13 protein-coding genes and 7 pseudogenes are annotated in these 18,494 nt (G+C 45.0%); 7 read left to right on the plus strand and 13 right to left on the minus strand.

The genetic code is table 11. The features are described 5' to 3' along the window. Window positions 1-28 precede the first annotated feature (28 nt). The 6 genes from D1831_RS11930 to iolG (D1831_RS11955) all read right to left on the minus strand — a co-directional run bounded on the left by D1831_RS11930 (window position 29) and on the right by iolG (D1831_RS11955) (window position 6,189). Window positions 29-508: a DMT family transporter gene (locus D1831_RS11930; protein WP_125073135.1), complete on the minus strand. Its 480-nt coding sequence runs from the start codon at window positions 506-508 to the stop codon at window positions 29-31. Window positions 509-593: 85 nt separating this feature from the next. Continuing rightward, on the minus strand, window positions 594-2,006 hold the full coding sequence (locus D1831_RS11935) for a sugar porter family MFS transporter (RefSeq protein ID WP_125073136.1): 1,413 nt from the start codon (window positions 2,004-2,006) through the stop codon (window positions 594-596). A gap of 42 nt (window positions 2,007-2,048) precedes the next feature. Then, entirely contained in the window at window positions 2,049-3,110 is a 1,062-nt protein-coding gene (locus tag D1831_RS11940) for a Gfo/Idh/MocA family oxidoreductase (protein WP_125073137.1), read from the minus strand. 9 nt (window positions 3,111-3,119) lie between these two features. Next, window positions 3,120-4,172, minus strand: a complete 1,053-nt coding sequence (locus D1831_RS11945) for a Gfo/Idh/MocA family protein (RefSeq protein ID WP_125073138.1) — start codon at window positions 4,170-4,172, stop codon at window positions 3,120-3,122. Window positions 4,173-4,232: 60 nt separating this feature from the next. Further along, a complete protein-coding gene (iolE, locus tag D1831_RS11950; RefSeq protein ID WP_125073139.1) occupies window positions 4,233-5,138 on the minus strand; it encodes a myo-inosose-2 dehydratase in 906 nt (301 codons plus the stop codon). 22 nt (window positions 5,139-5,160) lie between these two features. After that, window positions 5,161-6,189: an inositol 2-dehydrogenase gene (gene iolG, locus D1831_RS11955; RefSeq protein ID WP_125073140.1), complete on the minus strand. Its 1,029-nt coding sequence runs from the start codon at window positions 6,187-6,189 to the stop codon at window positions 5,161-5,163. 365 nt (window positions 6,190-6,554) lie between these two features. Between iolG (D1831_RS11955) and D1831_RS11960 the strand changes: the two genes are divergently transcribed. From D1831_RS11960 to D1831_RS11985, 6 genes and pseudogenes are all read left to right on the plus strand, one after another. Beyond that, window positions 6,555-8,021, plus strand: coding sequence for a sugar porter family MFS transporter (locus D1831_RS11960; protein ID WP_125073141.1), 1,467 nt, complete (start codon window positions 6,555-6,557; stop codon window positions 8,019-8,021). A gap of 52 nt (window positions 8,022-8,073) precedes the next feature. Continuing rightward, window positions 8,074-9,099: an inositol 2-dehydrogenase gene (gene iolG / locus D1831_RS11965; RefSeq protein WP_027822264.1), complete on the plus strand. Its 1,026-nt coding sequence runs from the start codon at window positions 8,074-8,076 to the stop codon at window positions 9,097-9,099. Window positions 9,100-9,128: 29 nt separating this feature from the next. After that, on the plus strand, window positions 9,129-9,593 hold the full coding sequence (locus tag D1831_RS11970) for a heme-degrading domain-containing protein (RefSeq protein WP_027822265.1): 465 nt from the start codon (window positions 9,129-9,131) through the stop codon (window positions 9,591-9,593). A 15-nt stretch (window positions 9,594-9,608) separates the two neighbouring features. Further along, entirely contained in the window at window positions 9,609-10,547 is a 939-nt protein-coding gene (locus tag D1831_RS11975) for an NADP-dependent oxidoreductase (protein WP_225422880.1), read from the plus strand. 328 nt (window positions 10,548-10,875) lie between these two features. Next, window positions 10,876-11,814, plus strand: coding sequence for a pyrimidine-specific ribonucleoside hydrolase RihA (gene rihA, locus D1831_RS11980; protein ID WP_122210886.1), 939 nt, complete (start codon window positions 10,876-10,878; stop codon window positions 11,812-11,814). Window positions 11,815-11,901: 87 nt separating this feature from the next. Further along, window positions 11,902-12,726 (plus strand): annotated as a pseudogene (locus D1831_RS11985) (MurR/RpiR family transcriptional regulator). 64 nt (window positions 12,727-12,790) lie between these two features. Here the strand turns inward: D1831_RS11985 and citG are convergent. From citG to D1831_RS12020, 6 genes and pseudogenes are all read right to left on the minus strand, one after another. Beyond that, a pseudogene (gene citG / locus D1831_RS11990) lies at window positions 12,791-13,632 on the minus strand (triphosphoribosyl-dephospho-CoA synthase CitG). A 51-nt stretch (window positions 13,633-13,683) separates the two neighbouring features. Then, window positions 13,684-14,133: pseudogene (gene citX, locus D1831_RS11995) on the minus strand (citrate lyase holo-[acyl-carrier protein] synthase); the annotation flags it as partial. A 101-nt stretch (window positions 14,134-14,234) separates the two neighbouring features. Next, window positions 14,235-14,882 (minus strand): annotated as a pseudogene (locus tag D1831_RS12000) (citrate lyase subunit alpha); the annotation flags it as partial. 326 nt (window positions 14,883-15,208) lie between these two features. Next, window positions 15,209-15,397, minus strand: a pseudogene (locus D1831_RS12005) (integrase core domain-containing protein); the annotation flags it as partial. A 272-nt stretch (window positions 15,398-15,669) separates the two neighbouring features. After that, complete coding sequence (locus D1831_RS12015; protein ID WP_063723767.1) at window positions 15,670-16,026, minus strand: hypothetical protein; 357 nt, start codon at window positions 16,024-16,026, stop codon at window positions 15,670-15,672. Between the two features lie 3 nt (window positions 16,027-16,029). Then, entirely contained in the window at window positions 16,030-16,842 is an 813-nt protein-coding gene (locus D1831_RS12020) for a ParA family protein (protein WP_125073142.1), read from the minus strand. A 1,456-nt stretch (window positions 16,843-18,298) separates the two neighbouring features. On the opposite strand from D1831_RS12020, the pseudogene D1831_RS12035 reads away from it, so the two are divergent. Continuing rightward, window positions 18,299-18,367: pseudogene (locus D1831_RS12035) on the plus strand (replication protein); the annotation flags it as partial. A 7-nt stretch (window positions 18,368-18,374) separates the two neighbouring features. Here the strand turns inward: D1831_RS12035 and D1831_RS12040 are convergent. After that, window positions 18,375-18,494: pseudogene (locus tag D1831_RS12040) on the minus strand (IS5/IS1182 family transposase); the annotation flags it as partial.

Below are 18,494 nucleotides of genomic sequence, written 5' to 3' on the forward strand. Positions count from 1 at the left end.
TTCAAATTGTTCACGAGAGATGTCGCTACTATAATGGTGTGCAAAGCTTTTCATGGATTAAAAACTCCTGTTTTTGATCTAATTTAACTAAAATCAAATCGAATGTCAAAGTATCCAAACACGTTCTGAGCGGTACGTGATCCGAGCCAAACCAACCAAAGTAATCGATGACGAAGGACATGAACAGTTGACCGAAAATGAAGAGCGCAAAAAACGTGGAATAGCTGATCTTCTTCGGCACGATGATCATCGCGGACACGATCAACGCGCTCAGGATCCCACCCGTCCAGTTCCACAGATGGTTACCACTTAGCGTTGGGGACTGTAAGCCGTTGCGTTCCAACGTCAACGCCAACCCCACCATTAAGAGGGCCCCGATAAAGTTACTGATAGCACCACTTAAATACGTTGAATTCAAATCATACTTTAATTGGGAGTTGATCCCACTTTGGATGGGCTGAAACAAGCCGGCAAGGGCGGCTAATAGGAAAAAGAGTAATGATTGCATGGTACGTTCTCCTTTCGCATAAAAAAATCTCTGTCAGATTATCCATCTGCCAGAGATTCCTTCTTTTCGCAATCAGCGAATCGAATTATTTATCATACTTATTTCTGAAGTACTGTTCAACTTCTTCAAGCGGAACACCCTTAGTTTCAGGAACGCGCATGGCAACAAAGATAATACCCAGTACACAGCAAATTGCGAAGATGTAGAAAGTATTCGACATGTTCCATTCAAGTAAGACCGGTGAAAGGAGTCCGACGATAAAGTTACCGATCCATAAAACGAAGATCGTGATCCCAGTCCCGATACCACGGTAACGTTGTGGGAAGATTTCAGAGTTGATCAACCAGGTAACTGGTCCTAAAGTACCTTGGAAGAAAATAATGTAAAGATAAACCAAGACAACGATCGTAATACCAGCCCAGCCGGCATTTGGCACCGTCGAGTGAATAACACCAGCAGCAACTAACGTGATCCCGCAAATTGTTAATCCGGCAAATTCAAGTTTCCGACGTCCTAACCAGTCGATCGTGAACATCCCAAGAACGGCCCCGACGATTGATAAGAGCCCGTTACCAGCGTTTAAAATCGCAGCAACGGTCGGATTAAATCCAGATTCTTGGATGATCTTCCCACCATAATACATGATGGAGTTGATCCCGGCGAATTGTTGGATAATCCCCAACATCGCCCCGGTGATCAAGATTTGAACGACCCAGCGTTTGCTGATCAATTCTTTAAAGGTTGCTTGTTCAGCGTTTAATTCTTTATCAGCCTTATCTTTGTCTTGAATTTCCTTCATTTCGGAATCAACACTAGCAGCGGCTCGAATCTTACGTAAAACGCCAAGCGCTTTATCCATTTTACCTTGTGAAACTAACCAACGTGGTGATTCAGGAATTAAGTACATCCCAATCCAGAGAATAATCCCAGGAATGGTCCCTAATCCTAACATCCAACGCCAGATAGCAGCGTTTGACGCACCTAACGGGGTCAAAGCGGCGTTAACACCGAAAGCAACGAATTGTCCGGAAACAATCATTACTTGCGCGGTCGTTACCATTTTCCCACGTAATTCCGTTGGGGCGATTTCGGCAATGTAAACCGGAACGTTGGCTGAAGCTGAACCAACAGCCAGCCCTAAAATAAATCTAAATGCAATTAAAATTCCAATGTTGGTTGCGAAGGCACAGCCAATCGCACCAATTGAAAAGATAATCCCGAGAATGGTCAAAATCTTTTTCCGACCAATCCTATCGGCAAATGGTCCCCCAATAATAGCACCAAACGCAGCCCCTAAGGTTAACCCAGAGGAAACGATCCCTTGCTGGAACGCCGTTAAGTCAAGCTGACTCTTTTGCGCCATAAATTCAAGTGAACCGTTAACGATCCCCGTATCATAACCGAAGAGTAGTGATCCCATGGCCGCGATAAACGTCGCTAACCAGAGAAAACCGGTGTGTGAACCCTTTTGGTCGGTTGTTTTTCCACTAATATCCATTGTTAAAGCCTACTTCCTTCAACAGGCCAATACCTATTAATTTTATAAGTTAATGTCTACCAATTGGACCGTATCAGCAGATTCCTGACAAGCCTTAGCAATTTTCAGCGCTTTGATACCATCATCAACAGTAACGTTAGGCTGAGTCCCCTTAGCGACATTATTAACAAAGTCTTGGACTTCATCCGTAAACGCGTTATCGAAACGTTCCCCAAAACTTTGGAGTGACGGACGAGTAACACCGTTTTCATTAAAGACCGTGACCCGGTTCAAGTCGGGATGTTCCCCGACACGTAACCAGCCATTTGATCCCATAACTTCTAGTTCAACTTGATTCCCATGTGCAGCGTGGCGGCCACCAATCAACGTCGCAATAACGCCACCGTTCATCTTCAGCTGAGCAACACCCGTTTCGGATTCACCAATTTTCTCCAGTTCAGGAGCAGCCAGATTACTCGTCAGGCCGTAAGCTTGAACGGGTTCTTGACCGGTGAACCACCGAATCAGGTCAACATCATGAATATTCATATCAACAAAGATCCCGCCCGAATCAGCTTCGGTTGCAAACTTTGTAAAGCTTTCCATACCAGAAATCGGGTCAATTCCGTAACCACGCATATAGATAATGTCACCGATCCCGCCTTCATCAACGATCTTTTTGGCGTAACGGTACGATTCATCATAGCGTCGCATAAAGCCGCTTTGGAAAATCTGCTTAGGATGTTCTTTGATGACCTTTGCCATTTCAGCAACTTCATCAAAATCAAGCCCTAATGGTTTTTCACAAAAGACGTTCAAACCGGCATTCATGGCGTAAATCGTCATTTCTGGATGGAATGGGGTTGGCGCAACAATAAAGATCGTATCGATATTTTCTTTATCGATCATTTCTTTGTAATCTTTATACGTCGTTTCAACGCCTAATTCATCATGAGCCCACTGTAGTTGATCATCCTCTAAGGCACAGGCCGCAACTAGGTCAACACCTTGAATTTTTTCAACTAAATGACGAGCATGACGTGAGCCTAAACGACCCAGGCCAATGATCGCAGCACGAATCGGTGTGTTATTTTTTGCATTGTGATGACCTCCCCAGTCAGGAATGTGTGTTAGTTATTCAGCAACCTTGGCGTCATCCTGGTAGAAGGCTGGCGTTTCTGGGAAGTCTAAGTCTTGCTTAGCACCATCATCAGCTAATGACTTCAAAGCGGCATCAGCAGTAACGGCAGCAATGTAACCATCCCATGATGAAGGACCAACTGGTGATTCGTCTTTTGAAACGTGGTTAATGAAGTCGCGGAATTCAATGTCATAAGCGCTTTCGAAACGTGCTTTCCAGTCCGTTAAGATGGCGGTACTGTGTTGTGCGTTCAAACGGGTGGCAACTTGTGGAACAGTTGGTAATTCCAAAACCCCTTCTTCACCAATAACGTCACACTTAATATCGTAACCATATTGGCAACGAACAAAGACTTCGTTAATGATGTTGATCCCGGTCTTAGTTTCGATCATAACGATTTGTGGATCTTGGATCTTAGCATTTTGAACGTGACGAGTTTGCTTTGGACTGAAGACCCGAATGTTAGCGTAGGTATCGTTAACTAACCAGTGGTCAATATCGATTTCGTGGATCGCAGTTTCAATAATTGAACGTGATGAATCGTATTCTTCTGGTTGAGTCTGGTTGTAGTGGCGTTGATCCATCATTAATGGCTTGCCAATAACACCATCGTCGATCATTTTCTTCATTTGAACGTATTCTGGCGCGTAGTGACGCATGAAACCAACTTGTAACATCCGCCGACCCAATTTCTTTTCGGAGTCAATGATGTCCATGCATTGCTTTGCATCTAAGGCTAATGGCTTTTCACAGAAAGTGAACTTACCGGCCTTTAAAGCAGCCATAACGATTTCATAGTGCGCTTCGTTGTTAGCCGTGCAGACAACGACTTCCACGTTAGGATCGTTAACCAAATCGTGATAGTCTTCGTAGGTCTTAGCCTTTAAGCCTTGGCGATCCAATTCTTTTTGCGCTTTGCCGGGAACGATATCACAAACGGCGGTAACATCAACGTTTGCAATGGTCTTAGTCAAACGGTGTAAATGGTCAGACCCGATAAAACCAATACCAACAATACCAACTTTTGTTACGTGTGCTTCAGCCATAATAAACAATCTCCTCTTAATTTGTATTTATAAAATGTTTTTTTATTTTAAAAAGCTAAATTATTTACCTTCAATAAGGTGTTCTTGAATGTATTTATGTGCAATCTGAGCCATTTCAAGCGGGTTGGCCTTTGCTGGATCTTGTTCAGCTTCAACGACGATCCAACCTTTATAGTTGTTAGCAACCAGCTTGTCGAAGACTGGCTTGAAGTCCAAGTCGCCATCGCCAGGAACCGTGAACATCCCGTTTAAGAATGAGTCTTGGAATGTCAGGCCCTTTTCACGGCATTCTTTTTCTTTGTTACGACGAACATCCTTGAAGTGTACGTGAACGACCCGGTCGATATGATCGTTAAGGAGTGACATGTAGTCGCCATCGGAAACGGCAATGTGACCCGTATCGTATAACAAACCAACTAATTTAGGATCGGTGTTAGCCATCAAACGATCAGTTTCTTCCTTCGTTTGAATCCCAGTCCCCATGTGGTGGTGATAAGCAACCTTGATACCGTACTTAGCCGCAATTTCGCCATAGTAGTTCAAACCTTTGCAAACTTCATCCCATTCTTTATCAGTGAAGTGGGCCTTATCAGTAAAGATATTGGCCGTATCTGATCGTTGAATCGTGTAAGTTTGTTCCGAAACAACGGCAATTGGCGCGTTCAAAGCGTGTAGGTATTGGCAGTGTTTTTCGAAAGCTTCACTGGCTTTTTCAATCCCGTCACGGATGATGAAACTACTGAACCACTGACCGGCAATTTGTAAGTTCCGGAGTTTTAATTCGTAGTTTAATTTTTCAGGACCTGGGAAGAAGCCCCCAACTTCGGTACCTTGGAATCCGGCAACGACAATGTCGCTTAATAATTGCTGTAAATTGTTATCTTTCCCGATTGAAGGAATATCATCATTCCGCCAGCCGATTGGTGCAATACCCCATTTAATATCTTCTTTAACATTTGAACTCATTATCATAACCTCCTAGGTTTATTTAAATGTCTTCAACTTTTGCTGGTTGGCCAGTTTCAAGTGACTTCTTGGCCGCTTGAGCTAACCGAATTGCTTTAATGCCATCTTCAAAGGTGCATTCAACATCGTGAACGCCGCGAACAGCGTCCAAGAAGGATTCTAGTTCATCCTTGTACGCGTCAATGTAACGCTGAAGGAAAAAGAACATTGGCTTGTCGCCGCTGACAGCATCCTTTCCTGAAAAGGTCGTCGTACTATCGTTAACGTTATCCGCATGGGCCATGCCCTTAGAACCGAATAATTCGATCCGTTGATCGTAGCCGTAAACGGCTTGGCGACTATTGTCGATAACCCCCATCATGCCGTTCTTAAAGGATAAATTAATAATTGCTGTATCAATGTCACCGGCTTTACCGATCTCTGGATCGATCAAGACGTTCCCAGTTACAAAGACTTGGTCGACTTCGGCGTTGGTAATGTAGCGAGCCATGTCAAAGTCGTGGATCGTCATATCCATGAAGATCCCACCGGATCGTTTAACGTAATCCATCGATGGTGGTTCGGGATCCCGTGAAGTGATCTTCAGAACCTGTTCATCACCGATATCGCCGTTTTCGCGGTGATCAACGATTCGCCGGAAGTTCTTATCGAAACGCCGGTTAAAGCCGACTTCGAATTTAACCCCAGTCTTCTTGACAACGCTAAGCGCTTTCAAAATTTCTTCATCGTTAAACCCAACGGGCTTTTCACAGAAGATATCTTTACCAGCTTCAGCGGCGTCGATCGTGAATTGTGGGTGTAAGTCGGTTGGCACACAGATCAATACGGCTTGAACATCCGGATCCGCTAAAACTTCGTGATAATCAGTAACGACGTTTTCGGCGGCCTTGTATTTCATAACCCAGTCATCAGTCGCAATCAAATCACAGATATATTTAATGGTGACATTCGGAATTCGCATTAAATTTTTGTAATGCACGTTCCCAATACGACCCATACCAATAATACCGATTGTGATATTTTGACTTGTGATATTTGTACTTTTTCCCATTTTGATACCCCTTTCCATAAGCATTTCTTAACTGAGCAACCGCTTGTGAAATTATCACGTTTCGGAGGAATTTCAGCCTTCATATGCGATATGTTCATTTCCTTGTTCGCTTACAGAATAACTGATATACCAGACTTTGTCAACACAATTTTAAAGATTATTTTCACAAATAAAGCGCTCTCTTTAAAAGTGTTGACATTCACAATCCATAGTGAAATAATAGCAGGCGAATTCAAATGGTGCTTTGTTCACACAGTAACGATTGTTTAAATGTTGTTATGGCGCCATTAGCTACTCACTTGTATTCCATTTATAAGGGTATAAACAAAATTAATAGAACGGTTTGTTATTTAGGAGGAACGATTATGTCCGAAGAAAAAGTGGTCAGAGATGACAAAGTCCCGCTGGATTCTTCTACTAATGATGAAGTTAATCAAAATGCCGGGCACAATTTAAAACACATCGCGTCGATCTCAACGCTTGGCGGCTTATTGTTTGGGGTCGATACCGGTGTGATCAATGGGGCCATCGGTTACATGGCGACCCCGCAGGAATTAAACCTTTCATCAAGTAATGAAGGGTTGGTTACCAGTGGGATCACCCTCGGGGCCGCGTTCGGGGCCGTCTTAGCGGGTCGGTTATCCGACCGAATTGGGCGGCGGCGACTATTAAAGTACCTATCAGTCCTATTCTTCTTTTATACCTTAGCTTGTGCGGTCGCACCCAACGCCCTGTTGATGATCATCTTCCGTGCACTCTTGGGCTTAGCTGTCGGGGGCGCATCGGTTATCGTCCCAACGTACTTGTCCGAGATTTCCACGCCTTCAATTCGGGGTCGCTTGGTCACGCAAAACGAATTAATGATCGTTACTGGCCAACTGCTCGCCTTCATCGTTAACGCCATTCTCGGGAACTGGTTCGGTCACATCTCCCATATCTGGCGCTACATGATCGGCTTTGGGATGATTCCCGCCGTCCTGTTATTCTTCGGGATGATGATCGTTCCTGAATCCCCGCGCTGGTTAGTAATGGTCAATAAACTTGACGACGCGCTCGACGCGTTAAAGCGGATCCGGCCTCGGGAAAGGGACTGTAAGGATGAGATCAGCCAGATTCAAGACACGTTGAACCAGGAAAGTGAAATCAAGCAGGCAACCTTTAAAGACTTGACCACGCCATGGATTCGGCGCCTTGTCTTTATCGGGATCGGCCTCGGCGTCATGCAACAATTTATCGGGATCAACATCATGATGTATTACGGCACCACGATTTTGACCGAGGCTGGTTTCGCCCATAATGCGGCCCTGATCGCCAACATCGGGAACGGGATTGTTTCCGTGATCGCCACTTTCATTGGGATGTCGATCATGAACCGCGTTAACCGGCGGAGCATGTTGATGTCCGGGATCATTGGGACGACGATTTCATTACTACTCATCGTGTTGATTTCAGCCTTTCTTAGCAAGAGCCCGTTACTACCGATCTACGTTGTGCTTTGCACGATGATGTTCCTCGGGTTCTTCCAAGGATTTATTTCACCGTTAGTTTGGTTACTCTTGTCAGAGATCTTCCCGCAAAACTTGCGGGGCCTTGGGATGGGCGTTTCAACGTTCTTCCTCTGGTTTGCGAACTTCTTAGTTGGTTACTTCTTCCCGGTTCTGCTCAGTGCTGTCGGGATGACCTGGACCTTCTTGATCTTCGTTGGTTTCAACATTCTTTCCTTTATCTTCGCCTATAAGTGCGCGCCTGAAACACGGGGCAAATCACTTGAACTCATTCAAATGGAATTCAAGTACGGCGACGCTTCCGGGGTTAAACCGGAAGATAAATAATTTAATTTGGGTATTAACTATTTAAAAATATTTACTAAGGTGGTTTTATATTATGGAAAAAGTACATGCAGGTATTATTGGTTTAGGCCGCGCCGGTCAAATGCATCTGAAGAACTTAATGACGATCCCAGAAATTGTGATCGAACAAGTTGCCGACGTCTTCATTGAAAACGTTTCCGAACATTTAAATGATATCGGAATCACGAATCAGACCCGCGACTACCATGACATCCTCAACAACCCGAAAGTTGACACCGTTTTCATTTTTACGTCAACAAACACCCACGAAGAGATCGTTACGGCTGCTGCTAAAGCCGGGAAGAACATCTTCTGTGAAAAACCATTGAGTATGAACCAAGTCGAAGAAGCCAGCTTAAACGTTTTACGCGAAGTTAAAAAGGCCGGCGTTAAACTCCAAATCGGATTTAACCGTCGGATGGACCCTCAATTCCGGAACGTCTACGAAGGCGTTCGCAATGGTAAGATTGGGACTCCTCAAATCGTTAAAGTCACTTCCCGCGACCCTGACTTACTGCCACACGATTTAATTCAACGGATCGGTGGATTATTATTCGACTTCACCATGCACGATTTCGATATGGCGCGCTACATGATGAACAGCAACATCTCAGAGGTGTATGCTAAGGGTGGTACTTTAATCGACCCAACCTTGAAGGACATCGATGATATCGATACCTTAGCCCTCGTTCTTCAATTCGAAAACGGGACTTACGGGTTAATTGATAACAGTCGTCGGGCCGTTTACGGCTATGACCAACGGGTTGAAGTCTTTGGCTCCGAAGGGATGCTGAAAGCTGAAAACGTAAGCAACAGTACCGTTGAACTTTACAACAACAAGAACGAAGAATTACAAAAGCCACTTCCAATCTTCAAGGAACGTTACCGTGAAGCCTACACTGCTGAAATGAAAGCCTTCGTTCGTTCAATCTTGAAAGACGAACCATTGGTTGCAGAAGGCCGCGACGTTATCATGGCACAACGGGCCGCCGTTGCTGCTAAGAAGTCCCTTGAAACCGGCTTACCACAAAAGGTTGATACGTCATACCCATTGGAATAGGCATTATATTTTAGAAAGAGGTTTTTTAAATGCTCACTACAGACGAAATCGCAAACCAGGAAAACCAAGCTTTGCTCAGCCACTTCAATTTAGCGGACGTTGATCCGTTGGTTGACAGTCTCCGCAAGATCGGAAAAGCCGACTTTGAACGGGTCTGCATTTTAATCACGATCAACAAGCGGGAAGTCTTCTTCCACGCCGGCACCCAAACCACGCACGAAAATAATTTATGGATCCAAAAGAAGGCCAACGTCGTCGACGCGTTCGATCACAGTTCCCTCTTTGAAAAGGCCGTTTACGCGGACGATCCTGACAGTTTCTACAAGGGTAGCGGGTTAAGCCCGAAAGACTTCGCCATCGTTGGTGGTGGTTTCCCAATCGGGATCACCAACACCGGGATCATTGGTAGCTTGATCGTTTCTGGGTTAACTGATGAAGAAGATCACGAATTAGCTTACAACGCCTTGCTCGATTTGAAGGCGCAACAAGCTTAATCAACGTTTGGAGGGATGGACTTGAAAGCATTTGGTTTTAATCAATACGGTAACTCTAACGTTATGGAAGAGCTGGAACTCCCGGTGCCAAAACTGCGGCCCAACGAAGTCCTCGTCAAAACGTCGGCGTTTGCCATTAACGCATTCGACATTGCCGTGCGTAACGGAACTTTCCGGAACAGCGTCACCATGTTGTTCCCGACCATTCTCGGAACCGACGCGGTCGGTCGGATCGTCAAGCTGGGCACCAACGTCCACGATTACGACCTCGGCGATGACGTGCTCGCCCGCCCCGGTATCGGGACTTACGCGGAATACTTTAAGGTTTCAACGGACCATTTAGGACTTCGGCCCAAGAAGTACAACCCGTATGAAGCGGCCGGCTTACCATTGTCCGGGATCACGTCCTACAATACGCTGGTGCACATTGCCCACGTTAAGCAGGGGCAAACGATCGTTATTCTAGGCTCTTCCGGTGGGGTCGGTTCCATGTTGGTTCAAATGGCGAAGGCCCTTGGGTTATACGTCATTGGGACCGATACGGAAAGCTCCCGGGAAACCGTCTTGGGCTTGGGTGCGTCCGAATTTGGAGCCTACGATACCGAACGGGTCAGCGCTAAATTCGCCGACATGGCCGACATCCTGATCGATGCCACTAACAGTGGTGCCGCGACGGCCGGGTTAAGTATCGTTAAGCCCCACGGGACCTACGTCTCACTGACCACCCTGCCACAGGATCGTCAGGCCAAGCCGGACGTTGCTTATAAGCAGGTCATCCCTCGACGCGAATACCGCGACAGTGACGCTTTTGCCGCCATCGCCTTAATGATCCAAAATGATCAGTTACACGTTTCCATTGATCGTTTGGAATCATTCACTCTGGATGGTATCCGAAAGGGTCAGGACCTCGTTGAGGGCGGTAACCCTGATGGTAAAGTCATCGTGACACTTTGATCGCACCCCGCACCGCTTTCTGTTAAAATTATTAGTGGTAACAACGGTATAAAAAATAATCATTCAATAATAATTATGAATTGATAAAAAAGCACCGACCACGTTACTTAAGTTACACTTCGGTCGTAACGTGGCTGGTGTTTTTATTATCAAAATTAAACCGGCTGACCTTGTCTCGGGTGCATGGTTAGGCCCTTGTATTAATAACTAACTTGTGCTATAATTATTAATATTAAGAAAATCAAACGATTATATTCAACCTTTCACGAAGGCCGTCGAAAGGCCAACTTAACCAACTTTTTAACGATATTAATTGGAGCTGAGAACATTGGAAGATATTATTTTAGATTGTGACCCCGGTCACGACGACGCGATTGCCTTAATGATTGCAGTCGCTTCAAAAAACATTAATTTGTTAGCGGTTACAACTTCGGCCGGTAATCAAAAACATAGCCAAACACTACGCAATGCCATGTCCCTTTTAACCCTGATGAAACGTGAAGACATCCCCGTCGCTTCCGGTAACGCTAAGCCGCTGACCCGGGATCTGATTTCCGGGATCAGCATGCACGGCATCACCGGGCTTGACGGCGCGACCCTGCCGAATCCAGACTTCTTCTCACAGGGCATTCCCGCTACTGAACTGATGGCTAAAATCTTATCCACTCATCAGAAAAAAGTAACCCTCGTGGTCACCGGCCCCTGCACCAACGTCGCCCTCTTCCTTTCGGTCCACTTTGAGCTCCGGTCGAGTATCAAGCAGATCGTAATCCTCGGGGGCGGCATGGGTCTAGGCAACTGGGGCCCCACGACCGAATTCAATATTCAAGTGGATCCCGAAGCGGCTAAAATCGTCATGGAATCGGGAATTCCCATCGTGTTAGCACCATTAAACGTCGACTTTGAAGCCCAATTATTACCCGAAGAAATCAAAAAGATACATAAGATCAAGAACCCGGTCGCCGATGTGATGGGCGGACTGCTCGACTTCTACGGGATGTCCTTTGACCATCAGCACTGGAACTTTAAGGGGTTACCACTCTACGACCCGTGTACGGTCGCCTGGTTGATCGATCCCACAAAATTTGAGAGTCAACGTTGCAACGTCGCGGTCGAAACTAAGGGCGAACTGACCGCTGGTGAAACGGTGATCGACTATTATCACATTACCAACCGTAAACCCAACGCCAACGTCCTCTTCCACATCGATCGCCAGTGGTTTGCCGACCTCGTCATTGATAGTATTAAATCTTTTAGCACGAAGTAACGCTCTAACCGACCTGGTTATTTGAATTCGACGGAATCTATGGTATTGTAGCGTTAATATTGGGAAATAGATTGGAATGAAGCCGTTATGAGCATTGTCAGCACAGTTGAAGAGCAGTACCCCACCCTTTCGCGGCAGGAACGTAAAGTCGCGTTAAAGGTCATTCAGTCACCAAAAGAAGTGCAGAAAATGACCATTTCGAGCTTGGCAAAGACCGTGGACGTGAGCAACGCCACGATCACCCGTTTCGTCAAAAAAATGGGCTGCACAAACTTTTACAACTTTAAACTCCAGTTAGCGGAAAGTCCCGCTCCCAAGGCCCCCGTCGTCAGTCAAACGGACACGGTTGCCGATCAAGTCTACAACTACTACCAAAAGATCCTCAGTGGAACCTGGGAACGACTCTATACTGATGAACTGCAGACCGCCGTCAACTTGATCTCCCATGCTCGGCGGGTCTACTTGTTCGGACTGGGCAGTTCCGGTTACACCGCTCAAGAAATGACCCAACGCTTACTGCGGATGGGTATCGCCGCGTTTTCGATGACCGATACGCACGTCATGTACATCAGCGGGGGCATTATGCAGCCCGATGACGTGATCCTCGCCATTTAACTAACGGGGGAAACAGACGAAGTGAATAATTCGGTGGCCCTCGCCAAAAAGAAATCCGCAAAAGTGATTTCGATCACTTCTGATGAAAACAGTCACCTCGCGGCTTTGAGCGATTTAACCATCCAAGTGAAGAATAGTAAATTCGTTAATAACTCGCGTTTCGTGAACTCCCAGTTCGCCATCACCTACGCGCTAGACATTATCGCGGCCATGTTGCTCGAAAATGCCGACTACCGTGACCAGATGAACCGGACGATCGACCTGATCACCGATAACAAACTGGGCCGGCACGCATAAAACTCAAAAAAACAGGTTTGTCGAATTTTTTCGACAAACCTGTTTTTTTACTGATTATTAACGCTTATTCCGCCGTTAACGTCCCTTCTAAGAGGGCCTCGTAAATTGTCAGAATCAAGAGGTCGGCCGACCCGCCCAAGCTAAGGTTGCGTGCAACAAAAGTCTGGTTCAAGTCCGTTAAGAAGGCCCAGCCTTCACTAGTCGTACTCCCACCTAAGTCAAAGTACCGCTGTGCCTGTGCTTGCATCCACGGTAAAATCTCAACGGTTTGGCCCGCTTGACTAGGTTTGAGTCACTCGTATGACTCGCAATCATCAGTAGCATATCCAACAAACGCTGATTGATGGTCCCCCGCCGCTCCCGTAAAAAGGGTAACCCCACGTTAACGACCGTGGGATAGCCGGCTTCGGCTTCGGCACGAATCCCGCCCTGCCCGTACTTTAAGTACTGCCGTTCACCAGCAGTCTGGGCCGTCTGCCGATTAAGGGCTCCTAAATCGTGATGGACCAGTCCCCGGACCATTGCCTTCACCGTTTGAAAAACCGCCGCGATCGTCGGTTGAGCCTGTCGCAAAACGACCGCGCTGGCAGCAACCAGGATCCCAAGCGAAAAGATCGCCCCTTTGTGGGTGTTGCCCCCCCGCGTCGCCTCCGCTTGCACACCCGCTGGCCGAATTTGTTGAAATAATTGCCGCAGATCGGCACCCTCAAAATCATGGCCGGCTTGACGGCATTGCTCGAAGTAGGGCTGCAAACTCACCGCACTATCAATAAAGGTGAAGACGGTCATGTCCGGATGGGGCCCGGGATCGGTCGGATCGACCAGTCCCGGTTTCGGTGTCACGGAAACCTCGTATAACAGCGCCCGTAATGCTAGCGCGGGTAACTGTTGATCGCCCTTAAGCATCGGTCGGCCCCTCCTTCGCAAAAAATTCTTGAACGCGCACATTGGTCGGCCACAAATGAAGCAGGTCTGCACGGGTAAGTCAAAATCAGACCGGGATAACGGCTTGACCTGACCGTCCTGGACCGTCAACACATCCAGGTCGAACAAGCGGCCAAGTGTGAACTGGTCCTCAAACTGAACTGCCAACCGTTTAACGACGGCCGCCGACTCAGCAACGACTTCAAACTGCTCCCGCCCGGTCGGCTGATCCCAGTCAGCCGAGATGGTCTGCGACACGTCCGCCGTTGCCAGCCGGTTTTGCCATGCTGCCATGCCCGCCGTAAAGACCCGACTCAACGTTTGGTTGGCCTTGATTAGACCGGGAATGTTGAGCTTCGCTACGACAATGGTCGCTGGCGCCTTGGTTGCCACCAATTGAGCTTGTAGCGCCGCACACGCGTCCTTGTTTGCTAACACCTGGGCAATCGTTTGTGGTGCCCCCGTCTCAAATATCGTTGTCATCTGCGGCCCCTCCTCATCAATTCTCTTAATTATTATACCGTTAAACACAAACCGGTCGCGGCGTCTTGTCGCGACCGGTTGAGCTAATGATCAATTACTAACTAATCCTTGACGCCCTTGATCGCATCGATCAACGTCCCGTCGCGGTATTCCACGAGGGCAACGGTTTGATCCGTATATTCTAGCGGTTTAGGCACACCAACGATTTTTTCAGCACGTTGCTGTAATTCTTCAATAGTGTAAACTGGCACACCGGGAACCTTCTTCATGGCGTCAATCAGGTCTTGGCGCTTCGGGTTGATGGCGATCCCCACTTCCGTGACCAAGACGTCAACTGAATCACCGGGGGTCACGACCGTGGCAACATCGGGAACCACCGTGGCGATCCGACCACGCACCAGCGGCGCTGAAATGATCGTTAATTTCGCCGTCGCCGCGTCCTGGTGACCACCAACGGCTCCCCGGATCACACCGTCGGAACCGGTCATAACGTTGACGTTAAACTTCGTATCGATTTCCAAGGCGGACAGGATCACAACGTCTAATTGGTCAACCATCGCCCCTTTATTATCAGGATCGGCGTACCAGGACGCATCAATCTCCTGTTGGTTCGGGTTCGTATGCATCGAGTCGGCCGCACCCTTATCGAAATCTTGAACGTCCATGACCTTGTTAACTAAGCCTTCTTTAAGCAGGTCGACCGTTGGTTTCGTGATCCCACCAAGCGCAAACGACGCTTTAATGTTAAGTTGTAACCTGGTTCGTTCCATTTAAACACTTTAATTATCACATATTCAAAACGTCAAAAAATTTGTATCTAAATATATCTAAGCTTTTTTAATGGTGAGAAACTTTGCCACTTGCAACGCTCGATTAATTACTTGGGTATACAAAATGATTATTGTCACGAGCCAAAAATAATCTTAATGTTTAAATTTGCAATCTACCAAGATGGCTTAAATTAGCCTAAACATGAATACTTAAATAATCGCTTACTAAAAAGATTACTGCTTGGTTTAAGTAGCCTTGAGAAATATTCATTTTGCTCCTATGTCAATAAATGGCACATCTTTTTCTAAACACTCGTTCTAATTCTGTCGGAATTAAACCAACTGATGTAATTTGAGGTTCGGATTACCAAGTCCTCAAAATTGGAAAAAGTTGTTTGAAAGGCAAACTCTCTCTTCAACAATGAGTGAGAAGCTTCAATTGGCCCATTATCATAAGGATAACCTTGTTTTGAGTATGAGTGGCTAATTGAATGGAACTAATACCCGTTAAATATTGTGTCACAATAGAAATTCGTAACTCTAAATTAAATTTAGTCATAATAAAACCCCCGAGATTGTTGTCCAATCTCGGGGGTTCACTTCACTATTCCGCATAATAGAGGACTTTTTTGTGTGCATTCTGCTTAATTTAAACGGACAAGTATACGTCTAAAAGCTGAACGTGTTGTCTGAGGACGCAGTGCTGTTCGTTAATCTGGTAGTTCTACAAGATGCCGTCTCTATAGAACTATAGATCTATAGATATTTAAAAATCTCGCATATTTTGTTGAACAGCTCTAACACTATCTATTACTAATTTTTTGCTTTGGTTCGGCATATTCTGAACATAGCTTTCAACGATTTCGTTGAGAACCTCATAGTTTCGCTTATTTTCAATGGTAGCTATTTGTTTTATAGCCATATGAGTGTCTAATTGCGCCTGGACAGACTTTGGAGTATCTTTTGCTGTCAATCTACGTTTTGGCTTAATTAGTACTTGGTCATTTGGCATGCTTCTGTGTTGTTCTTCAAATTTTTGTGGCTCAATTTTCTGGGGTCGTGTGGTTTTATTCTTTCTAGTTTTTCCAAAAGCACCTAATCCCATTTTATCGTTAGCAGTCATTTTTTAACCTCTAATCAATTTTAAACGTTCTAATAATTCATCTACAACCAAATCATAAAGATGGTGAACTCTCCTGTCGTTTATGTCATGGCTAGCATTATTTGTTATACCAGTACGATCGAATCGTTTTAATCTAGCCATCTGACGCACCTTTTGCTTAAACATGTTTGCATCGCCAAAGCTTGTAGTTGCATCTTCGATAACATCTAAATCTAAATCATTTCCGTTTTGTTGTAAGACAGGTAAAACGCCTAATAAATCAATGTCGAGAGAATAATCATCTTTGATTTGTAATAAATGTTTAACGTATGTTTCTGCCCCTCGTAATGAACGCTCTTGGGTTTGCAAAATAACAATAACGTAATCACTTGCAACCAAAGCAGAATCAGTAAATTTGTTTAATTGTGGGGGAACGTCCAATATCACAAAATCATATTTACTTGAAATTTTCGATAATAGTTTAGAGAAATAATGATCTTGTGTGTAGTCATCAGGAAACGAAGAGCTCAGAAATTTATCGTAGTTTTGTAAATCATCATCTGAGGGAAGTAAATCTAAGTTATCATTTACATGAACGATTGCATTTTCTAAGTTGCCTTTTTTTAAAGCAACTTCAAGCGTTTCGTTAAAATCAGGTTTAGTCCCATACACTTGGCTCATTGTTGTAAACAGCAAATCTGTAGCATTAGCTTGTGGATCAAGATCTACTATTAGAGATTTTTTCCCTCTGTTGGATAAGGTGTAAGCAATCATAACGGCATTGGTTGTTTTTCCAACTCCGCCTTTAAAATTCCCAGTTGTAATAGCTGTGGTCAACATAAACACATCCTTTTGGGAAAAATTATAGCACAAAAAAATAAAATTCTATAGAAAATATTATTCAAATCTATAGAACTATAGAAATGAATATCTATAGAACTATATATCTATAGTTCTATAGATATAACAAACAGCGAATATTGCTGATATAGCAGCTCTATAGAGCTATAGATTTATAGAACTATAGAAATTAACATCTATAGATTTATAGAACTATAGATCTATAGTTCTATAAATCACATGGTTCTATAGAATTATGTAAAAAGTGTCTTTACTTGTTCTTACTGTTGAGATATTATTTAGACATAAAATAGAACATAAAAAAACACCCACCGACTGGCATCGGTGAGCGCCAAACAATCTTATAATTTACAGATTATTATATCATGGCCGGTGCGATTTTTAAAGCCCTAGGGGACAAGCTGGGGTCTAAATCCAAGGGGACACGTTTGCCAGTGCGACTTCAATAAGTCTGGCTATACCACAACAAGGTCATCTGTACGGCTGGGTGGTGAATGGTGAGCGCGACCATTAACGGCGCGGGTGGTAAAACGAAGCTTCGGCTTGGTGCCACTGATTAGTTGGTGATCGAACAAAAATAAATACGTATTACCAACGCCTGCTAGGGCGTTTTTTAGTAGGTTAAACCGAAAACGTAGGTTTATAATGAGTGGTGGTAGCAATACCGCAATTGTACAGACAAGCGACGGGCGTTAACGACCGACGAACTAAGGGGAAACTTTTAGTAGTAGAATTGTACTCTGGTTCAGTTATTCCAAATAGCTGATTCCAGGGAACAATTCTGCGCTCAAAACGTCACTCCCTCTAAACTGAATGGAAAACCGTAGCCCGTCAAGTCAAATTCCAAAGAAAAAAAGAAAGTTGGTGGAATTGTTGGAATGTAAGGATTACATTGTTCCATTGAATCCAGATGTGATCGTTAAGAAGACAATCTATCGGAGTTCTGCAAGAATTACTGAGCGACAAAGGAACCAAGTGAAGAGAGTTTTGCGTAGTCAAGGGTATCAGGGAAGAATTAGTAGTATTCGATACACTCGGGTAAATTACAAGTATTCCTTTAAAGTATCCGTGAAGTATCAGGGGAGTGTCGGTAAGTTTTTGGTTAATACAAAGAATGAGACAGTTGAATTCAAGGGAATATCCTAGACGTAATTTCAGTGAATTTCACAAACTCATTTTCCCTAATTAAAGCCAATCTGCGACCTATACCACTTCTTTTTTGGACAAGTTCACAATCAAAAAAGAACGGAATGTGGAAGTACCGCGGTGAATGTGGGTTACTTGGGATAAGCCGCCTTATGTGAAGTAGAAGTTGGTATACTAAAAAAGGCTCCCGGTTTAACACTGGAGGCCTTTTTTCTAGGTTACATATTTTGATGGTGAATGCTTTTATCTTCGTAGCTTTTACTTGGGTGCTGTAACATGATGAATACTGCTTAGTTTTTGGTGCCGTACCCCGCAACAGATGCGTCGCTTCGTTGGTATTATCTTAAATGCTAAGAACGTGTTTAGAATCTTTTCAAGAGTATTCGCAGGAAGGCTAAGCTAATCATCATCTTACTGGTGTTCAGCTTTCGCTCACAATTGCGCCAGAGGCGCCGATATTTTCCTAGCCAGCTAAAACTGCG

Source organism: Lactiplantibacillus garii (assembly GCF_003885105.1).
GTDB classification, from domain to species: Bacteria; Bacillota; Bacilli; order Lactobacillales; family Lactobacillaceae; genus Lactiplantibacillus; species Lactiplantibacillus garii.